Origin of the sequence: Kitasatospora sp. NPDC048540, from assembly GCF_040651175.1 — a bacterium.
Lineage (GTDB): Bacteria > Actinomycetota > Actinomycetes > Streptomycetales > Streptomycetaceae > Kitasatospora.
In genome coordinates this window covers 1-23,358 of the sequence record NZ_JBEZIR010000107.1, presented here as the reverse complement: position 1 = coordinate 23,358, position 23,358 = coordinate 1, and the positions used below count along the sequence as shown (strand labels likewise).

At 73.4% G+C, this 23,358-nt stretch carries 17 protein-coding genes, 1 tRNA gene and 1 pseudogene; 8 read left to right on the top strand and 11 right to left on the bottom strand.

Going from position 1 to position 23,358, the window contains the following annotated elements; genetic code table 11:
• Positions 1-248: 248 nt before the first annotated feature.
• Positions 249-4,545, bottom strand: a pseudogene (locus tag AB0D08_RS30940) (discoidin domain-containing protein).
• 441 nt (positions 4,546-4,986) lie between these two features.
• Positions 4,987-6,000, bottom strand: a complete 1,014-nt coding sequence (locus AB0D08_RS30935; protein ID WP_033817559.1) for a LacI family DNA-binding transcriptional regulator — start codon at positions 5,998-6,000, stop codon at positions 4,987-4,989.
• A gap of 144 nt (positions 6,001-6,144) precedes the next feature.
• Here AB0D08_RS30935 and AB0D08_RS30930 point away from each other — a divergent pair, with 144 nt between their 5' ends.
• Both AB0D08_RS30930 and AB0D08_RS30925 read left to right on the top strand, forming a co-directional pair.
• Complete coding sequence (locus tag AB0D08_RS30930) at positions 6,145-6,945, top strand: SGNH/GDSL hydrolase family protein (protein WP_158515414.1); 801 nt, start codon at positions 6,145-6,147, stop codon at positions 6,943-6,945.
• A gap of 307 nt (positions 6,946-7,252) precedes the next feature.
• Complete coding sequence (locus AB0D08_RS30925; protein ID WP_359893513.1) at positions 7,253-8,389, top strand: PAC2 family protein; 1,137 nt, start codon at positions 7,253-7,255, stop codon at positions 8,387-8,389.
• Positions 8,390-8,461: 72 nt separating this feature from the next.
• Here the strand turns inward: AB0D08_RS30925 and mshC are convergent, their stop codons facing one another.
• The 4 genes from mshC to AB0D08_RS30905 all read right to left on the bottom strand — a co-directional run bounded on the left by mshC (position 8,462) and on the right by AB0D08_RS30905 (position 12,085).
• Positions 8,462-9,691, bottom strand: coding sequence for a cysteine--1-D-myo-inosityl 2-amino-2-deoxy-alpha-D-glucopyranoside ligase (gene mshC / locus AB0D08_RS30920; protein ID WP_033817560.1), 1,230 nt, complete (start codon positions 9,689-9,691; stop codon positions 8,462-8,464).
• A gap of 112 nt (positions 9,692-9,803) precedes the next feature.
• Positions 9,804-10,601 (bottom strand): SCO1664 family protein, encoded by a 798-nt coding sequence (locus AB0D08_RS30915; protein ID WP_033817570.1) that lies wholly within the window; start codon positions 10,599-10,601, stop codon positions 9,804-9,806.
• A 116-nt stretch (positions 10,602-10,717) separates the two neighbouring features.
• Complete coding sequence (locus tag AB0D08_RS30910; RefSeq protein WP_033817561.1) at positions 10,718-11,278, bottom strand: DUF3090 domain-containing protein; 561 nt, start codon at positions 11,276-11,278, stop codon at positions 10,718-10,720.
• Positions 11,279-11,371: 93 nt separating this feature from the next.
• Entirely contained in the window at positions 11,372-12,085 is a 714-nt protein-coding gene (locus tag AB0D08_RS30905) for a histidine phosphatase family protein (RefSeq protein ID WP_033817562.1), read from the bottom strand.
• A gap of 116 nt (positions 12,086-12,201) precedes the next feature.
• Here AB0D08_RS30905 and corA point away from each other — a divergent pair, with 116 nt between their 5' ends.
• Positions 12,202-13,179: a magnesium/cobalt transporter CorA gene (gene corA / locus AB0D08_RS30900; protein ID WP_359893510.1), complete on the top strand. Its 978-nt coding sequence runs from the start codon at positions 12,202-12,204 to the stop codon at positions 13,177-13,179.
• A gap of 79 nt (positions 13,180-13,258) precedes the next feature.
• On the opposite strand, the gene AB0D08_RS30895 is transcribed toward corA, so the two are convergent.
• Positions 13,259-14,305, bottom strand: coding sequence for an LLM class F420-dependent oxidoreductase (locus AB0D08_RS30895; RefSeq protein ID WP_033817564.1), 1,047 nt, complete (start codon positions 14,303-14,305; stop codon positions 13,259-13,261).
• Between the two features lie 272 nt (positions 14,306-14,577).
• Here AB0D08_RS30895 and AB0D08_RS30890 point away from each other — a divergent pair, with 272 nt between their 5' ends.
• The 3 genes from AB0D08_RS30890 (at position 14,578) to AB0D08_RS30880 (ending at position 18,602) form a co-directional block, all read left to right on the top strand.
• Positions 14,578-15,558, top strand: coding sequence for an aldo/keto reductase (locus AB0D08_RS30890; RefSeq protein WP_033817565.1), 981 nt, complete (start codon positions 14,578-14,580; stop codon positions 15,556-15,558).
• Positions 15,559-15,581: 23 nt separating this feature from the next.
• The gene (locus AB0D08_RS30885; protein ID WP_359893507.1) at positions 15,582-17,588 is read left to right on the top strand and encodes an ATP-binding domain-containing protein; all 2,007 of its coding nucleotides are present in this window, start codon (positions 15,582-15,584) and stop codon (positions 17,586-17,588) included.
• A 132-nt stretch (positions 17,589-17,720) separates the two neighbouring features.
• Complete coding sequence (locus AB0D08_RS30880; RefSeq protein WP_359893505.1) at positions 17,721-18,602, top strand: MBL fold metallo-hydrolase; 882 nt, start codon at positions 17,721-17,723, stop codon at positions 18,600-18,602.
• A gap of 122 nt (positions 18,603-18,724) precedes the next feature.
• On the opposite strand, the gene AB0D08_RS30875 is transcribed toward AB0D08_RS30880, so the two are convergent.
• Positions 18,725-19,342 carry a hypothetical protein gene (locus AB0D08_RS30875; protein ID WP_033817853.1) on the bottom strand — a complete coding sequence of 206 codons (618 nt, stop codon included), beginning with the start codon at positions 19,340-19,342 and terminating at the stop codon, positions 18,725-18,727.
• A gap of 387 nt (positions 19,343-19,729) precedes the next feature.
• Between AB0D08_RS30875 and AB0D08_RS30870 the strand changes: the two genes are divergently transcribed.
• Positions 19,730-19,927 (top strand): DUF5703 family protein, encoded by a 198-nt coding sequence (locus tag AB0D08_RS30870; protein ID WP_033817856.1) that lies wholly within the window; start codon positions 19,730-19,732, stop codon positions 19,925-19,927.
• A gap of 136 nt (positions 19,928-20,063) precedes the next feature.
• Here AB0D08_RS30870 and AB0D08_RS30865 read toward each other — a convergent pair whose 3' ends face one another.
• The 3 genes from AB0D08_RS30865 to AB0D08_RS30855 form a co-directional block, all read right to left on the bottom strand.
• Complete coding sequence (locus AB0D08_RS30865; RefSeq protein ID WP_359893503.1) at positions 20,064-20,897, bottom strand: chaplin family protein; 834 nt, start codon at positions 20,895-20,897, stop codon at positions 20,064-20,066.
• 293 nt (positions 20,898-21,190) lie between these two features.
• Complete coding sequence (locus tag AB0D08_RS30860; protein ID WP_359893501.1) at positions 21,191-21,433, bottom strand: chaplin; 243 nt, start codon at positions 21,431-21,433, stop codon at positions 21,191-21,193.
• 258 nt (positions 21,434-21,691) lie between these two features.
• Positions 21,692-23,029, bottom strand: coding sequence for a M20/M25/M40 family metallo-hydrolase (locus tag AB0D08_RS30855; RefSeq protein WP_033823170.1), 1,338 nt, complete (start codon positions 23,027-23,029; stop codon positions 21,692-21,694).
• Positions 23,030-23,272: 243 nt separating this feature from the next.
• Between AB0D08_RS30855 and AB0D08_RS30850 the strand changes: the two genes are divergently transcribed.
• A tRNA-Leu gene (locus AB0D08_RS30850) sits at positions 23,273-23,357 on the top strand.
• Position 23,358: the final 1 nt, after the last annotated feature.

The window sequence follows — 23,358 nt, the reverse complement described above, 5'->3', positions numbered from 1 at the left end:
GGCCGCCCCCGAGAAAGCACCGTCGGGTGGCGGGAGGACGCGTGCGAGGGGATACCTCGGCCGCTGCGGTGACGCATCGCCTGCTGGCGTCGACCACTTAACCAGCCTCGACAGATGACCACAAGATGTCGACGAGATTTCGCAAAAACACGACTGTCTACTTGCGTAAGCCGGCCTGAGGGCCCGGTCGCGGGCATGCCGGAGCAGGGCGGGCACCCCGGTGCCCGCCCTGCTCCGGAGCTCCGGCGTTACGGGTTGACGGTGATGTGGAAGGTCGAGGTGGTGTTCTGGATGTCCTTGGCGTTGCCACTCAGGGTGAGGTGGTTGAAGGTGACCGAGCCGACCGCGGGGCCCTGGCCGGCCTCGGGCATCTCGTTGGCCCAGATGCCGTAGCCGGACCTGCCGTCGTAGGCGTCACCGCTCTTCCGGGCGCCGGTGATCGAGACGTTGGTGAACACCGTGTCGGTGACCGGGTTCTGCGGCTGGCCGCCGCTGTAGTTGGTCTGGAACATGATCCCGCTGTACGTCGGGTCGACGATGTCCACGTCGCTCACCCGGATCCCCTGGAAGACCTTGGAGGCCGAGAAGACCCAGATCGCCGGGAAGACCTGGGCGCCCCAGAAGTGGCCGCCGGCCCGGACCAGCGAGATGTTCTGCAGGTTGGTCGGGTCGGCCCCGAACCCGTTCATCGGGTAACCGAAGTCCAGCGAGGAGATGGTGACGCCCGAGTAGCAGAGGGTGTCGGCGATGTAGACGTTGCGGAAGGTGTTGGCGTAGCCGCCGTAGACCGCCACGCCCGCCGCCCGCCAGGTCAGCAGCGAGGTGAGGTTCTCGAAGACGTTGTTCTTCTCGTCCGCGCCGCCCGCGTCGATGGCGGAGAACAGCGCGAAGCTGTCGTCACCGGTCGCCCGGGCCTCGTTGTTGGAGACCAGGTTGTCGGTGGAGCCGTTGGTCATGTTGATGCCGTCCGCGAAGGTGTGTCGCGGATCCGCGAGTTGGTGATCCTCATGGAGTCGGTGTTGGCACCCCAGTACATGCAGACCATGTGCTCGGTCCAGATGTTGTCGATGGTGATGTTGGCGACGTTGGCGAAGTCGAAGACCTTGCCGGGCCCGTCGATCCGCGAGGTGTAGTTGCCGAAGTAGGCGAAACCGGCGAAGGTCGAGCCGTTCGCCGAGGCCTCGGCGCGGAACCCGATGTCGGTGTTGGACTGGCCCGATGGGGCGCGGAAGCGGGTGAACCAGGGGCCGGCCCCGATCACCTTCACGGCCTTGCCGTAGACCTGGAACTTGCCCGCGGTCTGGTAGTCGCCGGGCGGCAGGTAGACGCCCACCGGGGTGCCGGTGGTGTCCATCCGCACCCGGTCCAGTGCGGCCTGGACGTCGTTCTGGGTGAAGCCCGCCGGCACCGCGTACTTCGCGGGGTCCGGGTTGGCGGTCTGGGTGGCCTGCTCCAGGCTGACGAAGTCGATCGCGTACTGGCTGGTGTTGGCCGCGTCCTTCTGCAGCCGGATCCGGCTGCCCGCCGGCACGGTGGTCCCCAGCAGCACGTTGGCCTCGTCGTAGACGTGCCGCTGGCCGCCCGCGCTCGGGCCGTTGCCCGGCGCGGTCTCGCTGCCGTACAGCCAGGCGTACCGGGAGGTCAGGTCGATCGACTTGAGGAAGCTGCCGTCGACGTAGACGTTCAGCGTGGAGTCGATGCCGTCGCCGCCCGGCGCGTCCGGGATGGAGAACCGGGTGACCAGCGTGTTGGTGGGCGCCTTGGTGGTGAACTCCACCGAGGAGCCGGTGGAATTGAGCGTGACGGCCTTGCGGCCGGAGGCCTCGCCGGCCAGGTCGCCGATGGTCCGGTTCGGGCCGACCACGGCCGCGCCGCCGGCCAGCACCCCGTCCTCGGCCTCGTAGGTGTCGTACGGCATGTTGGCGCCGCGCCCGACGTACAGCGGCTGGCTGGAGGTGTTGTTGCCCTGCTTCACCGGCAGCTCGTTCGCGTCGTTCGCGATCACGGTCCGCACGGTGTACTTGCCGTTGGCCGCCGTCCAACTCCCCAGCGAGACCGGGGTTGTGGTGGCCCCGGCGGCGATGGCTCCGCCGTACGAGCCGGTCAGCGTCCTCACCACCGCGCCGGTGGCGTCGGCGACGGTCAGGGTGACGCCGTGGCTGCCGCCGGCGGACGCCACCGTGCCCTGGTTCTTCAGCGCCACCGCGAAGTCGACGGTGTTGCCGGCCGCCGGGTTGCCGGGCGTCCAGCTGACCGGCGCGGCCACCAGGTCGGAGCTGGCGACCGGGGTGACCACCAGCGGGACCGGGGCGGTGAAGTCGTTGTTGGTCTCGTCCCGCTCGATCACGGCGCCCGTCTCGTCCGCCTTGGCGGTCAGCTGGTAGCTGCCGGCGTTCTGGACGCCGATGGCGGCCGAGACGGTGCTGGAGGCGCCGGCCGCCAGCGCGCCCACCTGGGCGGTGCCGACCTTGGTGGTGCCGAGGTAGAGGCCGACGGTGCTCGGCCCGGCCGCCGCGGTGCCGTTGTTCCTCACGGTGGCGGCGAGCGAGACGGTGTCGGTCTCGACGGGGTTGGCGGGCGTCGGGGCCAGGCCGGTGACGACCAGGTCCGGGTTGGGCGCCGGGACGCCGATCACCTGGAACTCCGCCACCTGCCCGGCCGCCGCGCCGCTGTTGGCGGTGATCCTCAACTGGACGTCGGCCGCGGTGGCGGTGACGGGGATGGTGACGGTGTTGCCCGAGGCCGGGTCGAGGGAGTACGTCTGGGGGGCGGCCAGCCGGGTGAAGGCCGAGCTGCTCTGCTCCCGGCCGAGCACCTCGATGGTCTGGGTCCTGGCCGACCAGGCGGCGGCGGGGTTGAGCTTGACCACCACCGAGCTGGTGGCGGCGTTCGCACCGAGCGCCACCGTCAGGGTGTCCGGGTAGCTGTTCGGGCCGCCCTCCCAGTACGTGGTGGCGTCGTTGTCGTTGGCGTTGGCGGCGACGAAGGTGAAGACCGAGGAGGAGCCGGTGATCGGCTTCCCGGCGGCCAGGTTGGTCCCGGTGCCGCCGCTCCGGCCGGTGCGGATCACGGTGTTGCTGCCGGCCGACTGGTTGCCCGCCGCGTCCTTGGCCTTCACGTAGTAGGAGACCGTCGCGGTGTCGGGCTGACTGTCGGTGTACGTCAGCACGGTGCCCGCCACCGAGGCGCGCAGCGCGCCGTTGGCGTACACGTCGTAGCCGCTCACCCCGACATTGTCGGCCGAGGCACCCCAGGTGAGCCGGATCTGCCCGGAGGCGGGCTGGGTGTACGCCAGGTTGCTCGGGGCGGACGGGTCCTGGGTGTCGCCGCCCTGGCCGGTGCGGGTGACGGTGTTGCTGGCGGCGGACTGGTTGCCCGCGGCGTCCCTGGCCTTCACGTAGTACGCCACGGTGGCGCTGTCCGGACGGCTGTCGGTGTACGTCAGCACGGTGCCCGCGAGGCTGGTGAGCAGGACGTTGTCGGCGTACAGGTCGTAGCCGGTGACGCCGGTGTTGTCGGTGGCCGCGTTCCAGGTCAGCCGGATCTGGCCGGGGGCGGGCTGGGTGTACGCCAGGGCGCTCGGGGCGGTCGGCGCCTGGGTGTCGCCGGAGGCCGGGCCGTAGGCCTCGAACTCGGCGAGCTGGGCGGCCGGCCACACCGAGTTGGCGGTGAAGGTGAGCCGCAGGTACCGGGTGGTGACGGTGGCCAGGTTGACGGTGGCGGTGTTGCCGGTCGCCGGGTTGAACGCGTACCCCGTGGCGGCGGCGAGGTCGGTGAAGTTGGTGCCGTCGGTGCTGCCCTGGACCTTCAGTGTCTCGGTCCGGCTCGCCCAGCCGGCCGGCAGCTTCAGTACCAGCTTGTCGACCGGGACGGCGGCGCCCAGATCGCCCTGGATCCACTGCGGGAAGGCGTTGTTGGCGCTCTCCCAGTAGCTGCCCTGGTTGCCGTCGGCCGCGTTGGCGCCGGTGTAGGCGCCGTTGGCGCTGCTGGTGGTGACCGGGCGGCCGGCCAGCAGGTTCGCGGAGGCGGAGGCGGCGCCGTACACCTCGAACTCGGAGAACTGGGCGGCCGGCCAGCCGGTGTTGGCGGAGACGTTGACGCGGACGTAACGGGCGCTGGTGGAGGCGAAGTTGATCCGGACGGTGTGCCGGCGCCGTGGTCGAAGGAGTAGACCGCGGAGCCGGTCAGGGTGGCGAAGTCGGTGCCGTCGGAGCTCCCGAGCAGGGTCAGCGTCTCGGTCCTGGACTCCCAGGCGGCGGGGAGCTTGAGGACCACCTGGTCGATGGCGGTGGCACTGCCGAGGTCCACCTGGACCCACTGCGGCAGCGCGTTGCCCGCGCTCTCCCAGTAGCTGTTCTGGTTGCCGTCGTTGACGTTGCCGACGACGTAGACGTCACCGACGCTGCTGGCGGTCACGGTCTTCCCGGCCGCGAGGTTGGGGCCGCCCGCGGCCTGGGCGGCCGGCAGCAACGGCCCCGCCAGCAGGAGCATCCCCAGCACGGCCGAACCGGCGGTCAGCCGTGGCAGTCTGCGCTTCGATCTCATTGCGTCCCTCTGTCTCTGACTCCGCGATCGACGTCCGCGAGCGGCGTCGGTGGTCGGCGTCGGTGATCGATGACGGTGCGCGGCGGGTCGGCTCCCGGCTCCGCCGTGTGTGCACCCGGTGGGCGGGTGCGGGTGGTGCGGTCCCCCGCGAGGCGCAGGGCGTCGGTACGGCCCGGGGCGCCACTGTCAGGGTGACGGCCCGGAACTCCGCTGCCGGCACATCCGGGGCGGTGGCTCCGGGAAAGTTGCGGCAGATATCGAGAAAATGACGTATCTCTGTACGTCTTTTGCGTGATGGCAGCCAAGAGTTACAGAGCGGCTACGGGCATGTCAACGGCTCGTACCGGCCCTCCGGCATCCGGGCACACGAAAGCGGGCGGGCACCGTAGTGCCCGCCCGCTTCGACCGCCCCGGGGTGGACTCCCCGTCAGCGGGCCTCGCTCACGCCCGTTCGCGGGCCGGCGCGGTCGAGCCGCGCACCACCAGCTCCGGCTCGAACAGCAACTCGTCGTGGGTGACCTTCACCCCGGCGATCTCCCCCACCAGCAGCTCCACGGCCGCCCGGCCCATCGCCTCGATCGGCTGCCGGACGGTGGTCAGCGGCGGATCGGTGCACATCATGAACGAGGAGTCGTCGTACCCGATCACCGACACGTCCTCGGGCACCGAGAGCCCGGCCCGGCGCACCGCGCGGACGGCGCCGAGCGCCAGCGGGTCCGAGGCGCAGACCACCCCGGTGACCCCGCGCCGGAGCAGCCGGGTGGTCGCGGCCTGGCCGCCCTCCAGGCTGAACAGGGCCCGCTCGACCTGCTCCTCGGGCAGGTCGAGGCCGGCCTTGGCCATCGCGGCGCGGGCCGCCGCGAGCTTGCGGTGCGAGGGCACGTGGTCGGCCGGGCCGAGCACCAGCCCGATCTTCCGGTGCCCCAACTGCTTGAGGTGGCCCACCGCCTGCTCGACCGCGACCGCGTCGTCGCAGGAGACCCGGGGGAAGTCCAGGTGGTCGATGGCCGCGTTCAGCAGGACCGTCGGCAGGCTCCGCTCGGCGAGCCGGTCGTAGTGCTCGTGCGGGGCGTCGCCCTGGGCGTAAAGGCCGCCGAAGAAGACCACGCCGGAGACCTGTTGCTCGAGCAGCAGGTCCACGTAGTCGGCCTCGGAGACGCCGCCCGCGGTCTGGGTGCACAGCACCGGGGTGAACCCCTGCCCGGCCAGCGCACCACCGACCACCTCGGCGAACGCGGGGAAGATCGGGTTCTGCAGCTCCGGCAGCACCAGACCGACCAGCCGGGCCCGTTCGCCGCGCAGCTGGGTGGGCCGCTCGTAGCCGAGCACGTCCAGCGCGGTCAGCACCGCGGCCCTGGTCGCCTCGGAGACGCCGGGCTTCTCGTTCAGCACCCGGCTGACGGTGGCCTCGCTCACCCCGACCTTCTTGGCCACCTCGGCAAGTCGTCGTGTCATGGCTGCGAGTGTACGTCAGAGAACGCAAACCGCTTGCGCGGATTTGCAATTCCAGACATGCCAACTCTTCGCATCCGACCCACTACCATGCGTAGCGAAACGGCCGTGCCGCCCGGCCGGCCGGTGCACCTCCCGGAGAAGCCCGTGCGCCCCAGACTGCTCGCCGTCCTCGTCGCCCTGCCCCTGCTGCTCGCCGTGCCCCCGGCCGCAGCGGCCGAACCGGTGGGCGGGTACGCCGCGCTCGGCGACTCCTACGCCGCCGGGGTCGCCGCCGGCCCGTACGATGCCGCGAGCGGCGACTGCCACCGCGGCGCCCACGCCTACCCCGCGCTGTGGAACGCCGAGCACCACCCGGCCGCCTTCACCGACGCCGCCTGCTCCGCCGCCACCACCGCGGACGTGCTGCGCGACCAGCTGCCCGCGGTGCCCGCCGACACCGCGCTGGTCACCCTGACCGCCGGCGGCAACGACCTCGCCTTCGCCGACGCGGTGGCCTCCTGCCTGCCGCCGTTCGCCACCGACGCCCAGTGCGACCCCGCGCTGGAGGAGAGCGACCGCCTGCTGCGCGAGGAGCTGCCCGGGCGGCTGGCGGCCCTGTACGACGGGATCCGCGCGGCGGCGCCGGCTGCCCGGGTGGTGGTCACCGGCTACCCGTACCTGCTGCACACCGGCACGGTCTGCGTGGTCGGCACCGACAGTCGCCGGGCCCGCTTCAACGCGCTCACCGACCGGCTGGACGAGCTGATCCGGCAGCAGGCCGAGAAGCAGGGGTTCGCCTTCGCCGACGTCCGCCGGGCCTTCGCCGGGCACGGGGTCTGCGCGGGCGGCGGCCAGGAGTGGATCACCCGGTTCGTCCTCACCCACCTGTGGGAGTCCTTCCACCCGACGGCGACCGGCCAGTCCCAGGGCTACCTGCCCGCGGTGACGGCGGCCGCCGCGGGGTAGCACGCCGGACCGGGCGGCCGGAGCCCGCCGGGCCGGACCCCGGCGGGAGGGCCCGACGCCCGGTCAGTTCCGGCGCCGGACGGCCGCCGACCGGGCCCGCGCCCGGCCCGGGCGCTAATTCCACCCCGCCCCGACCCCCCTCGGATAGGCTCTCTCCCTCCGGGCCGGGACAGGTATCAAAGACCGTAGGCTGGGCAGGTAGGGACCGTGGAACGGGGCGTTCCACGCGAGGGTTGGACAGTCGGCGGCCGGCCAGCCGGTGCGCACCGGACGGGGGCGGCGGCTGACCGATGGAGGGAGACGCTGGGTGATCGAGCTGGAGGACGTTCCCGAGTTGATCGACCCGGTGATGGTCTGTGCCTTCGAGGGCTGGAACGACGCGGGTGACGCGGCCTCGGCGGCCGTCGGCCACCTGGACGAGACCTGGGGCGGGAAGGTGTTCGCCGCGCTCGACGCGGAGGACTACTACGACTTCCAGGTCAACCGTCCGACCGTCTGGCTGGACGGCGGGGTCCGCCGGATCACCTGGCCGACCACCCGGCTCTCGGTGGTGCGGGTGACCGAGCCCAAGCCGCGCGACCTGGTCCTGGTGCGCGGCATCGAGCCCAGCATGCGCTGGCGCTCGTACTGCAACGAGCTGCTCGGCTTCGCCCACGAGCTCGGCGTCGAGCTGGTGGTGATCCTGGGCGCGCTGCTCGGCGACACCCCGCACAGCCGGCCCGTCCCGGTCAGCGGGGTGACCTCGGACGCGGCGCTGGCGCGCTCGCTGGACCTGGAGGAGAGCCGCTACGAGGGGCCGACCGGCATCGTCGGTGTGCTGCAGGAGGCCTGCGCGCACGCCGGGGTGCCGGCCGTGACGCTGTGGGCCGCCGTGCCGCACTACGTCGCGCAGCCGCCGAACCCGAAGGCCACCCTGGCCCTGATCAACAAGCTGGAGGACCTGCTCGACCTGCGGATCCCGCCGGGCGAGCTGGCCGAGGACGCCCGGGCCTGGCAGCTCGGGGTGGACCAGCTGGCGGCCGAGGACAGCGAGGTCGCCGAGTACGTGCAGCAGTTGGAGGAGGCGCAGGACACCGCGGAGCTGCCGGAGGCGTCCGGTGACGCCATCGCCCGCGAGTTCGAGCGCTATCTGCGGCGCCGCGACAACCTGGGCCCGACCGGCGAGAAGCCGGTCGCCGGTCACGCCACCGCCGAGCGGCCGGCCGACCACGAGCCGGGCACCCGGCCCGCCGAGGGCCCGGCCGAAGGCTCTGCCGAGGCCCCCGCCGGGGACGAGGCCGGGGACGGCGCCGCGGACGACCGTACGGAGCCGGACCCGGGCGACGCCGGAGCCGACGACGCGGGGACGGAGATCGGTGACGCCGCCTCCGACCGGGACGGGTCCGCACCCGGGCCCGAGCGCGGGCCGGACGGCGACGAGGACGGCGGACGGCCGGGCGTCTGAGCCCCGCCGCAGCAACGCCGAAGGGGCGTCAGAACCGGGTGGTCCTGACGCCCCTTCGGCAGCTGACGGCCGTTACAGCGCGACGCCCAGCAGTGCGTCCACAGTCCGCGAGACCAGACCGGGAGCGCTGATGTCCTCGCCGCCGGTCTCCTCCTGGCGGGCGGCCCAGCGGTCGACGGCGGCCAGCGCGGCCGGTGCGTCCAGGTCCTCGGCCAGGGCGGCGCGGACCTCTGCGAGCATGCCCTCGGCGGACGGGCCGTCAGGCCGGGAGACCGCGGCCCGCCAGCGGGCGAGGCGCTCGACGGCACGGTCCAGGTCGTCCTTGGTCCACTCCCAGTCGCTGCGGTAGTGGTGCGCCAGCAGGGCCAGCCGGATCGCCGCCGGGTCGACGCCCTCGCGGCGAAGCACCGAGACGAAGACCAGGTTGCCGCGGGACTTGGACATCTTGTGCCCGTCCAGCGCGACCATGCCGGAGTGCACGTAGGCCTGGGCGTACGGGTGCTCGGCGGTGGCGACCTGGGCGTGCGCGGCGCCCATCTCGTGGTGCGGGAAGGACAGGTCGGTGCCGCCGCCCTGGATGTCGAAGGACATCCCGAGGAACTCCAGCGCGATGGCGACGCACTCGATGTGCCAGCCGGGGCGGCCGTGGCCGAGCTCGGTGTCCCAGGCGGGCTCGCCCGGGCGGGCGGCCAGCCAGAGCAGGGCGTCCAGCGGGTGCTTCTTGCCGGGTCGCTCGGGGTCGCCGCCGCGCTCGCCGAAGACCGGCAGCATCTGCTCGCGGGTGAGACCGGAGACCGTGCCGAAGCGCGGCTCGGACTCGACCGAGAAGTAGATGTCGCCGTCCAGTTCGTACGCGGCGCCGCTCGCCAGCAGCTTCTTGACCAGCGGGACGATCCACGGGATCGACTCGACGGCGCCGATGTAGTGCGCGGGCGGCAGGATCCGCAGCGCGGTCATGTCCTCGCGGAACAGGGCGGTCTCGCGCTCGGCGAGCGCCGTCCAGTCCTGGCCGGTGGCGACGGCCCGCTCCAGCAGCGGGTCGTCCACGTCGGTGACGTTCTGCACGTAGAGGACGTCGTGGCCGGCGTCCTTCCAGACCCGCTGCACCAGGTCGAAGGTGTTGTAGGTGGCAGCGTGCCCCAGGTGGGTGGCGTCGTACGGGGTGATGCCGCAGACGTACAGGCGGGCGGTCGGGCCCTGGGGCACGACCTCTCGGACACTGCTCGTGGCGGTGTCGTGGATGCGCAGGGGGAGCCCCTGACCGGGCAGGGCGGGAACCTCGGAGGCGGGCCAGGAATGCATGGATCCGACTCTAACCTTGCGATCATTTGAAAGGCTAACCAGTCGCGAGGATCGACTGGAATCGCTTTCCGACCGAACCTGTGCGGTATCGGGTCGCATGCGCCCGAACCGGTCAGACCGGCGGCCAGGGGATCGACGGCCAGTCCGCCGACGGCAGCGGATGGCGCCCGCTGCGGCGCAGCACGGCGACCCGCTGCCGGGTGGCGGCCAGCTCGGCCTCGGTCAGGTGCGGACGGAGCCGGTCGGCGAGATCGGCGTCGAGGTCGGCGGCCAGCCGGTCGAGCACCTCCCGGGCCTCGTCCTGGAGGGGCTGTTCGGCCCAGCCCCAGAGCAGGGTGCGCAGTTTGCCGGGGACGGCGAAGGTCACGCCGTGGTCGATGCCGTAGATCCGGCCGTCGGCGGCGGGCAGCCAGTGACCGCCCTTGCGGTCGGCGTTGTTGAGGACCGCGTCCAGGACGGCCAGCCGGCGCAGCCGCTGGTCGTCGCGGTGCACCAGCAGCGCGGTGCGGCCCTCCCCCACCTCGGCCCGGATGATCGGCAGCCAGCCGGGTTCGGGACCGGCGGGGTCCTGGAGGGCGAGCAGTTCGGGGGCGTCCAGGTCCGGCTCGATCCAGAGCTGGACCATCCCGGCGCCGTACGGGCCCTCGCGCAGCACGGTGGGCGGTATCAGCGGCCAGCCGGTGGCGGCGGCGAGCTCGTGGGCGGCCACCTCGCGGCCGGCCAGGGTGCCGTCGGGGAAGTCCCAGAGCGGGCGCTCGCCGGTGACCGGCTTGTAGACGCAGGGGGCGGTCAGGCCGTCCAGTGCGACGGTGCAGTACAGCACGGCGTTGGAGGCGTCGGTGACCCGGCCGTGCACGGTCAGCGTGCCCGAGCGCAGCAGCTCGAGGGCGACGGCGGTGTCGGCCGCCAGGGCGGCGCTGGTCGCCGGGTCGGTGCCCGGGACGTCGGCGCCCTGCTCCCCGGCCGCCGCGGGCCGGGTGTCCCGGTCCGCGGCCGCCGGGGTGGCCGGGCCGTCCGGCTGCGGGTTCAGCGCCGGTAGCCGTTCGCGCGGGGGCACAGGTGTCCCTCCGGGTCCAGCGGGAGGTTGCAGAACGGACAGGGCTTGCGGCCGGCGGCGACCAGGTCGAGGGCGCGCTTGGCGAAGACCCGGGCCATCGCCCCGCTGAGCCGGACCCGGAGCATGTCCGGGCCGTTCTCCTCGTCCTCCAGGGCGGCCTCGTCGTCCTCGTCCTCCTCGGTCACCGCCTGCGCCTCGACCACCAGGCACTCGTCGACGCTGTCCCAGGCGAGGGCCATGGTGCCGACCCGGAACTCCTGCTCCAGCGGCAGGTCGAGCGGGGCGGTGTCGATCAGCTCGGACGGTGCCACGGCGGGGATCGTGGTGGAGCCGGCGCTGCGCCGCAGGGCCTCGTCCAGGACCTCGTCGACCCGTTCGGCCAACGCCGCGACTTGGGTCTTCTCCAGCAGCACGCTGGTCATCCGCCCGCGTGAGCTGGCCTGGAGGTAGAACGCGCGGGAGCCGGGCTGGCCGACCGTACCGGCCACGAACCGCTCGGGCTGGTCGTAGAAGTAGACCTGACGGGGCACTCTCTCGCTCCGGATCGGGATCGGGCAGGGGCTGTCTCTGGCCAGCCTACGGCGTACGCGGCGGGCGGGGTGCGGCAGGCCGCGGGCCCGGGGTCAGGGCGTGGCAGCGGGCGCCGGGGCGCCGGTGTCGCCGCCGACCACCGCGTCCCCGGCCGCCACCGGGCCGCCGGTCCTCGGGGCGAGCGAGGCGAGACCGCCGGTGTCGCCGAGGCGCAGCAGGTACGGGCGGTGCGCGGTGTAGCGGATCGCGGTGACCGAGCAGGGCTCGACGGAGATCCGCTGGAAGTGGTCGAGGTGCAGGCCGAGCGCGTCGGCGACCACGGCCTTGATCACGTCGCCGTGCGAGCAGGCCGCCCAGACCGCGTCGGGGCCGTGCTCCGCGGCGATCCGGTCGTTCCAGTCGCGGACGGCGTCCACGGTGCGGTGGCTGAGCGCGCGCAGCGACTCGCCGCCCGGGAAGGCCGCGCCCGAGGCGTGGTCCTGGACGGTGCGCCAGAGCGGTTCCTCGGCCAGCTCGGCGAGCGGGCGGCCGGTCCAGTCGCCGTAGTGGCACTCGCCGAGGCGTTCGTCCAGGGCGGGGGCGCCGAGTTCCGGGCGGGCGGCGAGCAGCGGTTCCAGGGTCTGCCGGCAGCGCTCCAGCGGGCTGGAGACGACCGCGGCGAGCGGGATCCCGCCGAGTCTGGCGGGCAGCTCGGCGGCCTGGGCCCGCCCGGTGTCGTCGAGGTCGACGCCGGGGGTCCAGCCGGCCAGGACGCCGGCCGTGTTGGCGGTGGAGCGGCCGTGGCGGACGAGCAGCAGGGTGGGCATGCGGCCAAGCGTACGGCGTGCGGGCGGCCGGGTGCGCCGGGTGCGCCGGGTGGTCGGCTCGTGCGCTTTCGGTGGAGGTGACGGCTGTTCGAGCGTCCGGGCGGGACAATGGACGAATGATCGTCGACAGCGCCGTCTACCGGGACGGCCACCGCACCGAGGGGCCTGACGACCTCTCGGACGCTCTGGACGCCGCCCGGGCGGCCGGGGACAGCTTCCTGTGGATCGGGCTGGCCGAGCCGACCACCGAGGAGCTCGACCTGGTCAGCGCCGAGTTCGGACTCCATCCGCTGGCGGTGGAGGACGCCGTGGCGGCCCACCAGCGGCCGAAGCTGGAGGAGTACGAGGACTCGCTGTTCATGGTCCTCAAGACGGCCGGCTACCACCCCGAGGACCACTCGCTGAGCATCGGCGAGGTGATGGTGTTCCTCGGCGACTCGTACGTCATGACGATCCGGCACGGCGCGGACAGCCCGTTGAAGGGGGTTCGGGCGGAGCTGGAGAAGCAGCCCGAGCTGCTGCGGCAGGGCCCGGCCGCGGTACTGTACGCGGTCTTCGACCTGGTGGTTGACAGTTACCTGGACCTGGCCACCGAGCTCCAGGGCGACCTGGACGAGCTGGAGGCGGACGTCTTCGCGCCGGGCCGGGCGCGGGGTGTGGCGGAGCGGATCTACGGCTTCAAGCGCGAGGCGATGCGGTTCCGGCGGGCCACCCTGCCGCTCCAGGAGCCGGCCGCCCGGCTGGTGGGCGAGGGGATGCGGTTCGTCCCGGAGAAGCTGCGGCCGTACCTGCGGGACGTGGCGGACCACCTGAACCGGGTCAACGAGCTGGTCGAGGGTCTGGACCGGCTGCTCTCCGACATCCTGAACGCCAATCTGGCCCAGGTGAGCGTGCAGCAGAACGACGACATGCGGAAGATCTCGGCCTGGGCGGCGCTGGCCGCGGTGCCGACGCTGATCGCCGGGATCTACGGGATGAACTTCGACCACATGCCGGAGCTGCGGCAGGTGTGGGGCTACCCGGCGGTCCTGGCGCTGATGGGCGGGGTGTGCGTGTGGCTGCACCGGGCCTTCAAGCGGGCCGGCTGGCTCTAGGCCGCGCGCGGCGGCCGCCCGTCCCGTCCGCTCCGGCGGAGGCGGGGAGACGGGACGGACGGGCGCGGTGGGCCGCGGGTCAGGCCAGGTTGGCCAGTTCCAGCGCCTCGACGCCGGTGCGGAGCGCGGTGATCCGCTCGTCCAGGGTGAAGCCGGCCGGGGCGAGGGTGAGGGTGGTGACGCCCGCGTCGGCGTAGGCCTGCATTCGGTCGGCGATCCGCTCCTTGGTGCCGAGCAGGGCGGTGGAGTCGATCAGGTCGTGCGGGACGGCGGCGGCGGCGCCGGCGTAGTCCCGGGCGAGGTACTTCTCCTGGATCTCGTCGGCGGCCTGCTCGTAGCCCATGCGGCGGGTGAGCTGGTTGTAGAAGTTCTTGTCCTTGCTGCCCATGCCGCCGATGTAGAGGGCGGCGTAGGAGCGCTGGGAGTCGGCGGCGGCCTTGACGTCCTCGCCGACCGAGATCGCGACGGTCGGGCAGAGGTCGAAGCCGTCGAGGTCCTGCCCGGCCTTGGCGCGGCCGGCCTTCAGCGGGTCGATCGAGAGGGCGGCGTGCTCGGGGGCGAAGAAGATGCCGAGCCAGCCGTCGGCGATCTCGCCGGTCTGCTCGAGGTTCTTCGGGCCGATCGCGGCGATGTACAGCGGGATGTGCTCGCGCACCGGGTGGACCGTGAGCTTGATCGGCTTGCCGGGGCCGCCGGGCAGCGGGAGGGTCCAGTTGGCGCCCTCGTGGACCAGCCGCTCGCGGGACATCGCCTTGCGGATGATCTCCACGTACTCGCGGGTGCGGGCCAGCGGCTTGTCGAACTTGACGCCGTACCAGCCCTCGGAGACCTGCGGGCCGGAGACGCCGAGGCCGAGCCGGAACCGGCCGCCGGAGAGGGTGTCCAGGGTGGCGGCGGTCATCGCGGTCATCGCGGGGGTGCGGGCCGGGATCTGGAAGATCGCCGAGCCGACGTCGATCCGCTCGGTCTTCGCGGCGACGAAGCTGAGCACGGTGGCCGCGTCCGAGCCGTAGGCCTCGGCGGCCCAGCACACCGAGTAGCCGAGGCGGTCGGCCTCCTGGGCGACGGCGATGTTGTCGGCGTCCATGCCGAGTCCCCAGTAGCCGAGGTTGATCCCGAGTCGCATATGGGTGCCAAGCCTTCCAGTCGGTCCGTGGCGTGAGGGTAGCCCCGCCTTCGGCAGTCATGCTACTGGCCGGTAGCTGTGGGCTGCGTCACCTGGACGAGTACGGCGCGAAACCGCCACAACGCGCCCCGGCCCAGGGGCGCGCGCGGCGTGTGCGCGGGTCTTTCGGGGTTGCCCGGGGGTGTGACCGCTACGCTCAGCCGGCAGGGGGAGGACGCCTCCCGTCTCCGCGTTCACCTGCGTGTTCGTCAGTTGGCGAAAGGGCCGGCCCGATGGAACAGCGTCACCTCGGACGGACCGGGCTGCGGGTCTCCCGCCTCGGGCTGGGCACCATGACCTGGGGCCGGGACACCGACGAACACGAGGCGGCCGAACAGCTCAAGGTCTTCGTCGACGCCGGCGGCACCCTGATCGACACCGCCGACGTGTACGCCGACGGCGGCGCCGAGTACCTGATCTCCCGGCTCACCGACAGCCTGGTCCCCCGCTCGGAGCTGGTCATCGCCACCAAGGCGGGGAGCGTCCCCGGCACCGACCGCCGCTTCGACGGCTCCCGCGGCCACCTGCTGGCCGCCCTCGACGCCTCGCTGCACCGGCTCGGCACCGACCACGTCGACCTGTGGCAGGTGCACGCCTTCGACCCGGCCACCCCCACCGAGGAGACCCTGCACGCCCTGGACCTCGCGGTCGCCTCCGGCCGCGCCCGGTACGTGGGCGTGTCCAACTTCAGCGGCTGGCAGCTCGCCAAGGCCGCCACCTGGCAGCACGGCGGCCACGGCCGGGTCCCGCTCGCGGGCACCCAGATGGAGTACTCGCTCCTCCAGCGCGGCATCGAACGCGAACTGCTGCCCGCGGCCCTGGACGCCGGCCTCGGCCTGCTCGCCAGCTCCCCGCTCGGCCGCGGCGTGCTCACCGGCAAGTACCGGCACGGCGTACCGCCCGAGTCGCGCGGCGCCTCCGCCCACCTGTCCGGCTTCGTCCAGCCGTACCTGGGCGACCGCTCGCGCCGGATCGTCGACGCCCTCGCCACCGCCGCCGACGGGCTCGCCAGCAGCCCGCTGGCGGTCGCCCTCGCCTGGGTCAGGGACCGGCCCGGCGTGGCGAGCGCGCTGGTCGGCGCCCGGAACGCGACCCAGCTGCTGGCGGCGCTGTCGGTGGAGGCCCTTACGCTTCCGGGTGAGATCCGCGGCGCTCTGGACGATGTATCGGCCCCACTGCGCCGCTACCCGGACCAGGGCTGGACGGAGCTGTAGCGCCGGCTGTGAGGAGCGTACCCATGACCGAAGCGGCGAGCAGCGAGACCGTACCCACCCCCGCCGGCGAGGAGCAGCGGGCCGGCGCGGTCGCCGCCCTCGCGGAGGCGATCCGGGCGGTCGGGCACGGCGGCGCCGCCGACGGCCCGGACGACGGCGCCCCGGCGGCGCCCGGGCCGGCCACCGACGAGCAGCGCGCCGCCGCCCTGCGGGCCACCGCCGAGGTGCTCGCCTCCGGCGGCGCGCCCGCCGCGCTGGCCCCGGCCGCCGTCGCCGAGCTGGGCGAGGGCGCCGCCGAGGCGCTGAAGGCGGACCCGTGGGCCGTGCTCACCCTGCCCGGGGTACGCCCCGACCAGGCGGACGGCTTCGCCCGCGGACTGCTCGGCCCGCAGGCCGGACCGGGCGACCCGCGCCGGGCCCAGGCCCTGGTGCCCTGGCTGCTGGAGCAGGCCACCCTGCGCGGCCACTCCGCGCAGGAGATCGGCGAGGTGGCCGGCGGCCTGGAGCGGCTCGGCCTGCCGGACCCGGCCGCCGCCCTGCAGACGGTCGTGGTGGACGGCCTGGTGATGGCGTTCCAGGAGGAGCTCCCCGGCCGCCCCGGCGCCGACGACGAGGAGGAGCCGCCCACCCGGACCGTGCTGGCCCTGGAGCGTCTGGCGCTGGCCGAGGAGAGCCTGGCGGACGGCCTGGTCCGGGTGCTCTCCACCTTCACCCCCGGCACGGACGACGAGGCCGGCCAGGCTCAGGACGCACCGGAGCCGGCAGCGGAGCCGGCGGACCACGAGGAGCCGGAGGGGCCGGAGGACGCCGACGGGGAGCGCCCGGCCGTTGCCGCACCCCGCCCGGCGGCCTGGGCGGCCGCGGCCGAAGCGGCCCCGACCTCCTCCGCCACCGCTCTGATCCGGGCCGTCGCCGACGCCTCCCTGGTGGTCCACACCGGCGGTGAGGCGGCCCGAGCGGAGCCCGCCGCCCTGCTGGACGCCGCGCACCGCCTCAAGCTGCGGGCCTGGGCCGCCACCTGGACCGAGCAGGGCCGCGACAGCCTGGCCGGGCTGCTCCCCGGCTCCCCCGCCGCCGAGCGGGTGGCCGTGCTGTCCGAGCTGCTGTCCGGCGCCGCCGGTCCCGGCCGGGCCGAGGACGGCTCGCTCGCGCTGGACCTGCTGGTGGTCCTGGACGCGCCGCTGCTGGACGTCGAGCAGGCCGCCACCTTGCTGGAGGCGGTCGCCGACGGCACCCGCCTCGTCCTCAGCGGCGACCCCGGCCAGCTCTGGTCGGCCGGGCCCGGCCGGTTCTTCGCCGATCTGCTGGCCGCCAAGCTCTGCCCGGCGGTGGCCTCCCGGACGCCGGACTTCGGCCCGATCGGCGAGCTGGTCTCCGGCATCGGCATCGGCGAGCTGCTGACCGTCGAGGCGCCCGAGAAGGAGGTGGTGATCCTCGGGGCCAAGGACGGCGCCGAGGCGGTCCACCGTGCGGTGCAGCTGCTCGGTGACTCCATCCCGCGCGCGCTCGGCATCCCCGCCGAACAGACCGTGCTGCTCACCCCCGGGCACGGCGGCGACGCCGGCACCCGGGCGCTGAACGCGGCCGCCAAGGCCCGGCTGAACCCGGGCCCGGGCCGGTTCGGCGGCTTCGACCCGGGCGACCGGGTGGTGTTCTCGCCGTCCTTCGGTGTCGCCCGGCCCGGCCGGGTACTCGACGGCGACGCGGCCGGCCTGCACCTGGAACTGGCGGACGGCGGGCGGGTGACGCTCTCCCCCGCCGAGGCCTCCGGACTGCGGCACGGCTGGGCGCTCACCGCGCACCAGGCCGTCGGGCGGCGGTGGCCGGCGGTGGTCGTCGTGCTGCCGCCGGACGCGGCGGCGGGTCTGACCAGACAGTGGGTCTACACCGCCTTCGGGCGGGCCGAGCGGCACCTGTCGGTGGTGCACGCGGCCGGGCAGGCGCTGGCGCAGGCCGTCGCCGAGCGTCCCGCCCAGCCGCGCGGCACCCGGCTGCGGGCCATCCTGGCCGAGCACGCCGAGCAGGCGTAGCGCACGGGCGGCCGGCGGTTCACCGCCGGCCGCCGCGCGCAGCGGCCCACCGGCGAGCCCCTCGGACTGTGGCCGAACTACACTGCCTCCTGGTCGGGGGGACCCCGGCCGCGACCAGACCCAGGGGGCACGATGGACAGCAGCACGGCCGACGCCCGGCCTATCGACTTCACGGCGGGGACGCCGCAGGCCCGCCCGCTGGACGTCGCCTGGATCCACGGATCGCCGTCGGCGAAGCACAACACCGACCCAGACATCCAGGTGCACGCCTACGACGAGCACACCTTCGTCCTGCGCCAGAACATGGCGGTCAACTACGAGGGGCCGTTCCTATTCCTGCTCTTCGGCAACGAACGGGCCGTGCTGATCGACACCGGCGCGACCGAGTCCGCCGAGTTCTTCCCGCTGCGGCGGGTCGTCGACGAGCTGGTCGGGCAGTGGCTGGCCGCGCACCCCCGCGACGGCTACGGGCTGCTGGTGCTGCACTCGCACGCGCACGGCGACCACGTCGCGGGCGACGCCCAGTTCGCCGGGCGGCCGGACACCGTGGTGGTACCGGCCGCGCCGGAGAGCGTGCGGGAGTTCTTCGGCTTCACCGAGGACCCCGACCGGGTGGCCCTGGTCGACCTCGGCGGCCGGGTGCTGGAGTGCCTGGCCACCCCGGGCCACCACGCGGCCGCCGTCACCTACTACGACCCGCCGACCGGTCTGCTGTTCACCGGCGACACCGTGTACCCGGGACGCCTGTACGTCTCGGACTGGGCCGCCTTCGGCCGGTCCATCGACCGGCTGATCGCGTTCGCGGCCGACCGTCCCGTCACCCACCTGCTCGGCTGCCACATCGAGATGACCACCGAGCCGGGCGTGGACTACCCGATCCGGACCACCTACCAGCCCAACGAGCCGCCGCTGGAACTGCCCGTCGGCCGTCTCCTGGACATCCGCCGGGCGATCGACGAGATCGGCGACCGGGACGGCCGGCACCCCTACCCGGACTTCGTCATCTGCCGCTGAGCCGGGCCGGCGCCGGCCGTGGGCGTGGCCGGCCGGCCGGCCGGCCGGAGCAGCGGTGAGGGGCGGGGACGCGACTGCCGGCGTCCCCGCCCCTCACCGTGCGGCCTGCGCCGCTGCCGCTGTCAGAGCTCCGCTTCGAAGCCGTCCAGCTCGTCGTCGTAGACCTCGCTGACGTCGAAGCGGCAGATCAGCAGCTGCGGGTCGAGGCCGTCGAAGGGCTCCGGCAGCCACTCGCCGGGTTCGGCCGGGTCGGTGGCCGACACCCAGAGCGTGGAGTCGCCCTCCTCCAGGCCGAACTCCTCCGCCCTGGCAGCGATCTCGTCCGGCTCGTACTCGCCGAACAGCACCCCGATGGCGGCCGTCACGGCGTCCCCGGACCCGCCGCCCGGGGTGAGGCTGCTGTCCACCCGTTCGGCCTGGGACCGCAGCCGGGACGGGTCGGCGACCAGGTAGTCGCGGCGGATCAGCACGCTGATCGCCTCGGGCTGGTCGGGGCCGTGGTAGGCACCGCCGGCCTCGTCGCCGGGGACTTCGAAGGGGGTGACCTCGTCGTAGGCCTCGTAGAGAAGTTGATCGTAGGCGATGGCCGCCGCGGCGAGCTCCTCGTAGGCAGTGACCACAGCGGGTTCGCCGGCTTCGGTGGCGCTCGAAACTGCTTCCAGGTGGCGATCGATTGCGGCCTTGACCGCCTCGGCGGCGGCGCGTACCTCGTTGACGGTGAGCTGCGCGGCATCAGACATGGTGCAGACGCTATCCCCACCCGGCGGCGACACGCACAGCGGTTGTCACCTACAGCCGTTAATTCCGGGCAAGTTACCCCCCGATGTCCGATCCGCTCCGTTCTGTTCCGGAGCGGACCTCGGGCGGAACGGGTGATTCCGGGGGTCGGCGGCCCACCTCGGGGTATCTCGTCCACAGTCGAAAACTGATGGACGATCAGCCCGGACCGACGGCAGGCTCGGCGGACGACCGGGACACCGGACGGCCGGCGGCCCGGCGTACGGGTGCGCGGAAGGGAACACGATCCGCCCGAGGGCCGTACCGCCCGGGCCGGGCAGGTTGTCCGCGGCAGGCTCTAGGCTTGCCGACAGCCGAAACGCAGGAGGAGAGACTTGACGCCACCCAAGCTGACCCGGCAGCCGGAGTACGAGTACCAGTCCCTGCGGCTGCCGCGCGGGACCACCCGCAACGCGGCCCGCCAGCTGCTCACCGAGCACGCCGAGTACGGGCACTGGGAGCTGGACCGTCTGCGGCTGTTCCCGGACGGCAGCCGGACCGTCCTGCTCCGGCGCCGGATCATCCGGCAGGTGCGCAGCAGCTGGTAGCCCGGCGGCCGAGGCCGTGGTGGCCCGGCGGCCGCGCCCGCACGGCGCACCCGGGGCCCGCAGCGCCCGGTGCCCGCAGCCGCGAGGGGACGGCTGCGGGCACGCGACGGGGTCCGTCAGGCCCCTGCGGGCGCGGTCAGGCCGCGGCCCGGGCCCGGCGGTAGAGCACGCCGCCGCCGAGCAGCATCAGCGCGCCGGTGCCCGCCAGCAGCCCCACGCCGTCCGCGCCGGTGGAGGCCAGCTGACCGCCCGAGCTCGCCGGGGCGGCGTGCGCGGAGGTGTCCGAGACCGGGGTGACGGCCGTACCCGTACCGCCGGAGCCGGTACCGGGACCGTTAGAGTCGCCCGGGCCGCCGCCGCTGCGGTCGGTGCCGGTGCCCGGGGTGCCCGTGCCGGGCGGCTGGCTCGGCGGGGTCTGGGTGGGGGGCGTCTGGGTCGGCGGCGGGTTGTGGCCGCCCGGGTGGTCCGGCGGGCAGTCCTCACCGGCCGGGGGCGTGCTGGGCGGGGCGGGGTGGGCCGGCACCGGGTGGCTGTGGTTGGCGCAGTCGTTGCCGAAGGCGGGGTTGCCGACGCCGACCACGTTGACCGAGTTGCCGCAGGCGTCCACCGGGATGTCGATCGGGGCCTGCACGCCGTTGCCCGAGGCGACCCCCGGCGAGCCGTGGGTGGCGCCGCTCGCCGCCGCGCCGCCCGCGTGGGCCGCCGGGTGGGTGCTGCGGTTCTGCGCGGCGTTGCCGCACTTGTTGCCGAAGGCCGGGTTCAGCAGGCCGATGACGTCGACGGTGTTGCCGCAGGCGTTGACCGGGACGTCGACCGGGACCTGCACCGCGTTCCCCGAGCCGACGCCCGGCGAGTTCGCCGCCACGCCCTGGGCCTCGCTGCCGGCGGCATAGGCGTAGCCCGCCGTCGAGGCCAGCACACTGCCGGTGGCGACGGCAGTGAGGAGGCCCTTCTTAGCGACCTGTCGCAATTGACTCCCCTGACTTCTGTACTTGTCGGAATTCCCGACGAATCAATCCGCCGGTACTCCGGACAACGACGGCGGGCCGAGAAGGTTGAGCCGGACGGATGTATTTCCTCCGATCGAGTGAAGTCCTTAACAGTCCGTCGCATTGACGAGCGCCGGCCCGCGGACAAGGCCGCGCGGACACGACTGCGCCCCTGAGCCGCGGATCCTCGGCTCAGGGGCGCATCGGTCGACGGACCGTCATCGGCCGACCGTCATCGGTGGCGCGGTCGACCGGCCCGCGGGCCGGGACCGGCTCAGAAGTTCTGGCAGTTGTTGCCGAACGCCGGGTTCAGCAGCCCGATCACGCTGATGGTGTTGCCGCAGACGTTGACCGGCACGTGCACCGGGACCTGGACCAGGTTGCCCGACAGCACGCCCGGGGAGCCGACCGCCGCACCCTGCGCGGTGGCGCCGCCGTGGGCGGACGCCATACCCGCGCCGGCGAGCACCAGGCCACCGGCGGCGGCGGTGACAGCGGCGATCTTCTTGACCTTCATGGTTCCTCCTGGTCGATTCCGCAGCCGTTCTCGTGACTGCATATGGGTGAACGAGGGCGTGGCGAACGGGGTACGGAGGCGATCACCCATTCACTCTCAGCGGTGACAGCTCGCATATGTGATCGACGCAGAATTCCAAGCAGTATCGTTTCTTCAACCGCGTGTCGCGCTGTCCCAAATCATCCGCTCCGACAATGCGCACGGCCCGCCCCGGAGCACCGGGGCGGGCCGTCGTCGAGCAGCCGGGAGGCCGGCCGTTCAGCAGGCGTCGAGGAACCGGTCCAGCACCCGCACCCCGAACTTCAGGCCGTCCACCGGCACCCGCTCGTCCACGCCGTGGAACATTCCGGCGAAGTCCAGCTCCGGCGGCAGCTGCAGCGGCGCGAAGCCGAAGCAGCGGATCCCGAGGTCCTGGAAGGACTTGGCGTCGGTGCCGCCCGACAGGCAGTACGGCACCGCGCGGGCGATCGGGTCCTCCGCCCGCAGGGCCAGCTGCATGGCGTCCACCAGGGCGCCGTCGAAGGTGGTCTCGATCGCCTTGTCGGTGTGCAGGCTCTCGCGCTTCACCCGGGGGCCGAGCACGCTGTCCAGCTCGGCCAGGAACTCCTCCTCGTAGCCGGGCAGGAAGCGGCCGTCCACGTGCGCGGTGGCCTGGCCGGGGATGACGTTCACCTTGTAGCCGGCGCCGAGCATGGTCGGCTGGGCGGTGTTGCGCAGCGTGGTGCCGATCATCTTGGCGATGCCGCCGAGCACCCGGAGGGTCTCGTCCATGTTCTCCGGGTCGAGCTGGACCCCGAGCGCGTCCGAGAGCTCGTCCAGGAAGGCCCGGACGGTCTTGGTGATCCGCAGCGGGAACTTGTGCCGGCCGAGCCGGGCCACCGCCTCGCACAGCTCGGTGATGGCGTTGTCGTCGTTCTCCATCGACCCGTGCCCGGCCCGGCCCTCGACCGTGAGCCGCATCCAGTGCATGCCCTTCTCGGCGGTCTCCACCAGGTACAGCCGGACGTCGTCGTTGACCGTGAAGGAGAAGCCGCCGACCTCGCCGATCCCCTCGGTCACGCCCTCGAACAGGCCCGGGTGCTTGTCGACCAGGTGGCGGGCGCCGTAGGTACCGCCCGCCTCCTCGTCCGCGACGAAGGCCAGCACCAGGTCGCGCGGGGGCTTGCGGCCGGTGCGCAGCCGGTCGCGGACCACCGCCAGCGTCATCGCGTCCATGTCCTTCATGTCGACCGCACCGCGGCCCCACACGCAGCCGTCGGCGATCTCGCCGGCGAACGGGTCGTAGGTCCAGTCCGCGGCGTTGGCCGGGACCACGTCGAGGTGCCCGTGGATCAGCAGGCCGGGACGGGAGCGGTCCTCGCCCTCGATCCGCACCACGGTGGACGCCCGCCCCTTGGCCGACTCGATGATCGTCGGCTCCAGCCCGAACTCGGCCAGCTGCTCCGCGACGTACTCGGCCGCCTTGCGCTCGCCGGGGCCCGAGCCGTCCCCGTAGTTGCTGGTGTCGATCCGGATCAGGTCACGGCAGATCTCGGCGACCTCCGACTCCGCCGTCACCCGCGCGGCACCCGCCTGGTCCGCCCTCGACTCGCTCACGGTCACTCCTCGTCTCTGCGGCGTCTACGCAACCCGTGGCACTCCTGCTCACGACCCCCGGCCCGGCCGGGCACCACGGGCACCCTGCGGCCATCCTCCCCCGCCGGCCGCCCGCACCCAAGAGCGAATTTCCCGGCGCCGGGCGGGCGGCCGCCCGGGCGGGAACGGTTTTGGGTCCGCAAGCGGATCTTTGCTACAGTTACGGAGTCAGCGCGGCGGACAGCAGCGAGGACGACACACCCGGTCCGGGTGGCGGAATGGCAGACGCGCTAGCTTGAGGTGCTAGTGCCCTTTATCGGGCGTGGGGGTTCAAGTCCCCCCTCGGACAC

Bases quoted from the DNA above. Each gene is read 5' to 3' on its own strand.
- AB0D08_RS30935 (WP_033817559.1), bottom strand. From the start codon at position 6,000: ATGACACGACGACTTGCCGAGGTGGCCAAGAAGGTCGGGGTGAGCGAG.
- AB0D08_RS30875 (WP_033817853.1), bottom strand. From the start codon at position 19,342: ATGTCTGATGCCGCGCAGCTCACCGTCAACGAGGTACGCGCCGCCGCC.
- AB0D08_RS30905 (WP_033817562.1), bottom strand. From the start codon at position 12,085: ATGCCCACCCTGCTGCTCGTCCGCCACGGCCGCTCCACCGCCAACACG.
- corA (WP_359893510.1), top strand. From the start codon at position 12,202: ATGATCGTCGACAGCGCCGTCTACCGGGACGGCCACCGCACCGAGGGG.
- AB0D08_RS30880 (WP_359893505.1), top strand. From the start codon at position 17,721: ATGGACAGCAGCACGGCCGACGCCCGGCCTATCGACTTCACGGCGGGG.
- AB0D08_RS30885 (WP_359893507.1), top strand. From the start codon at position 15,582: ATGACCGAAGCGGCGAGCAGCGAGACCGTACCCACCCCCGCCGGCGAG.
- AB0D08_RS30895 (WP_033817564.1), bottom strand. From the start codon at position 14,305: ATGCGACTCGGGATCAACCTCGGCTACTGGGGACTCGGCATGGACGCC.
- mshC (WP_033817560.1), bottom strand. From the start codon at position 9,691: ATGCATTCCTGGCCCGCCTCCGAGGTTCCCGCCCTGCCCGGTCAGGGG.
- AB0D08_RS30890 (WP_033817565.1), top strand. From the start codon at position 14,578: ATGGAACAGCGTCACCTCGGACGGACCGGGCTGCGGGTCTCCCGCCTC.
- AB0D08_RS30860 (WP_359893501.1), bottom strand. From the start codon at position 21,433: ATGAAGGTCAAGAAGATCGCCGCTGTCACCGCCGCCGCCGGTGGCCTG.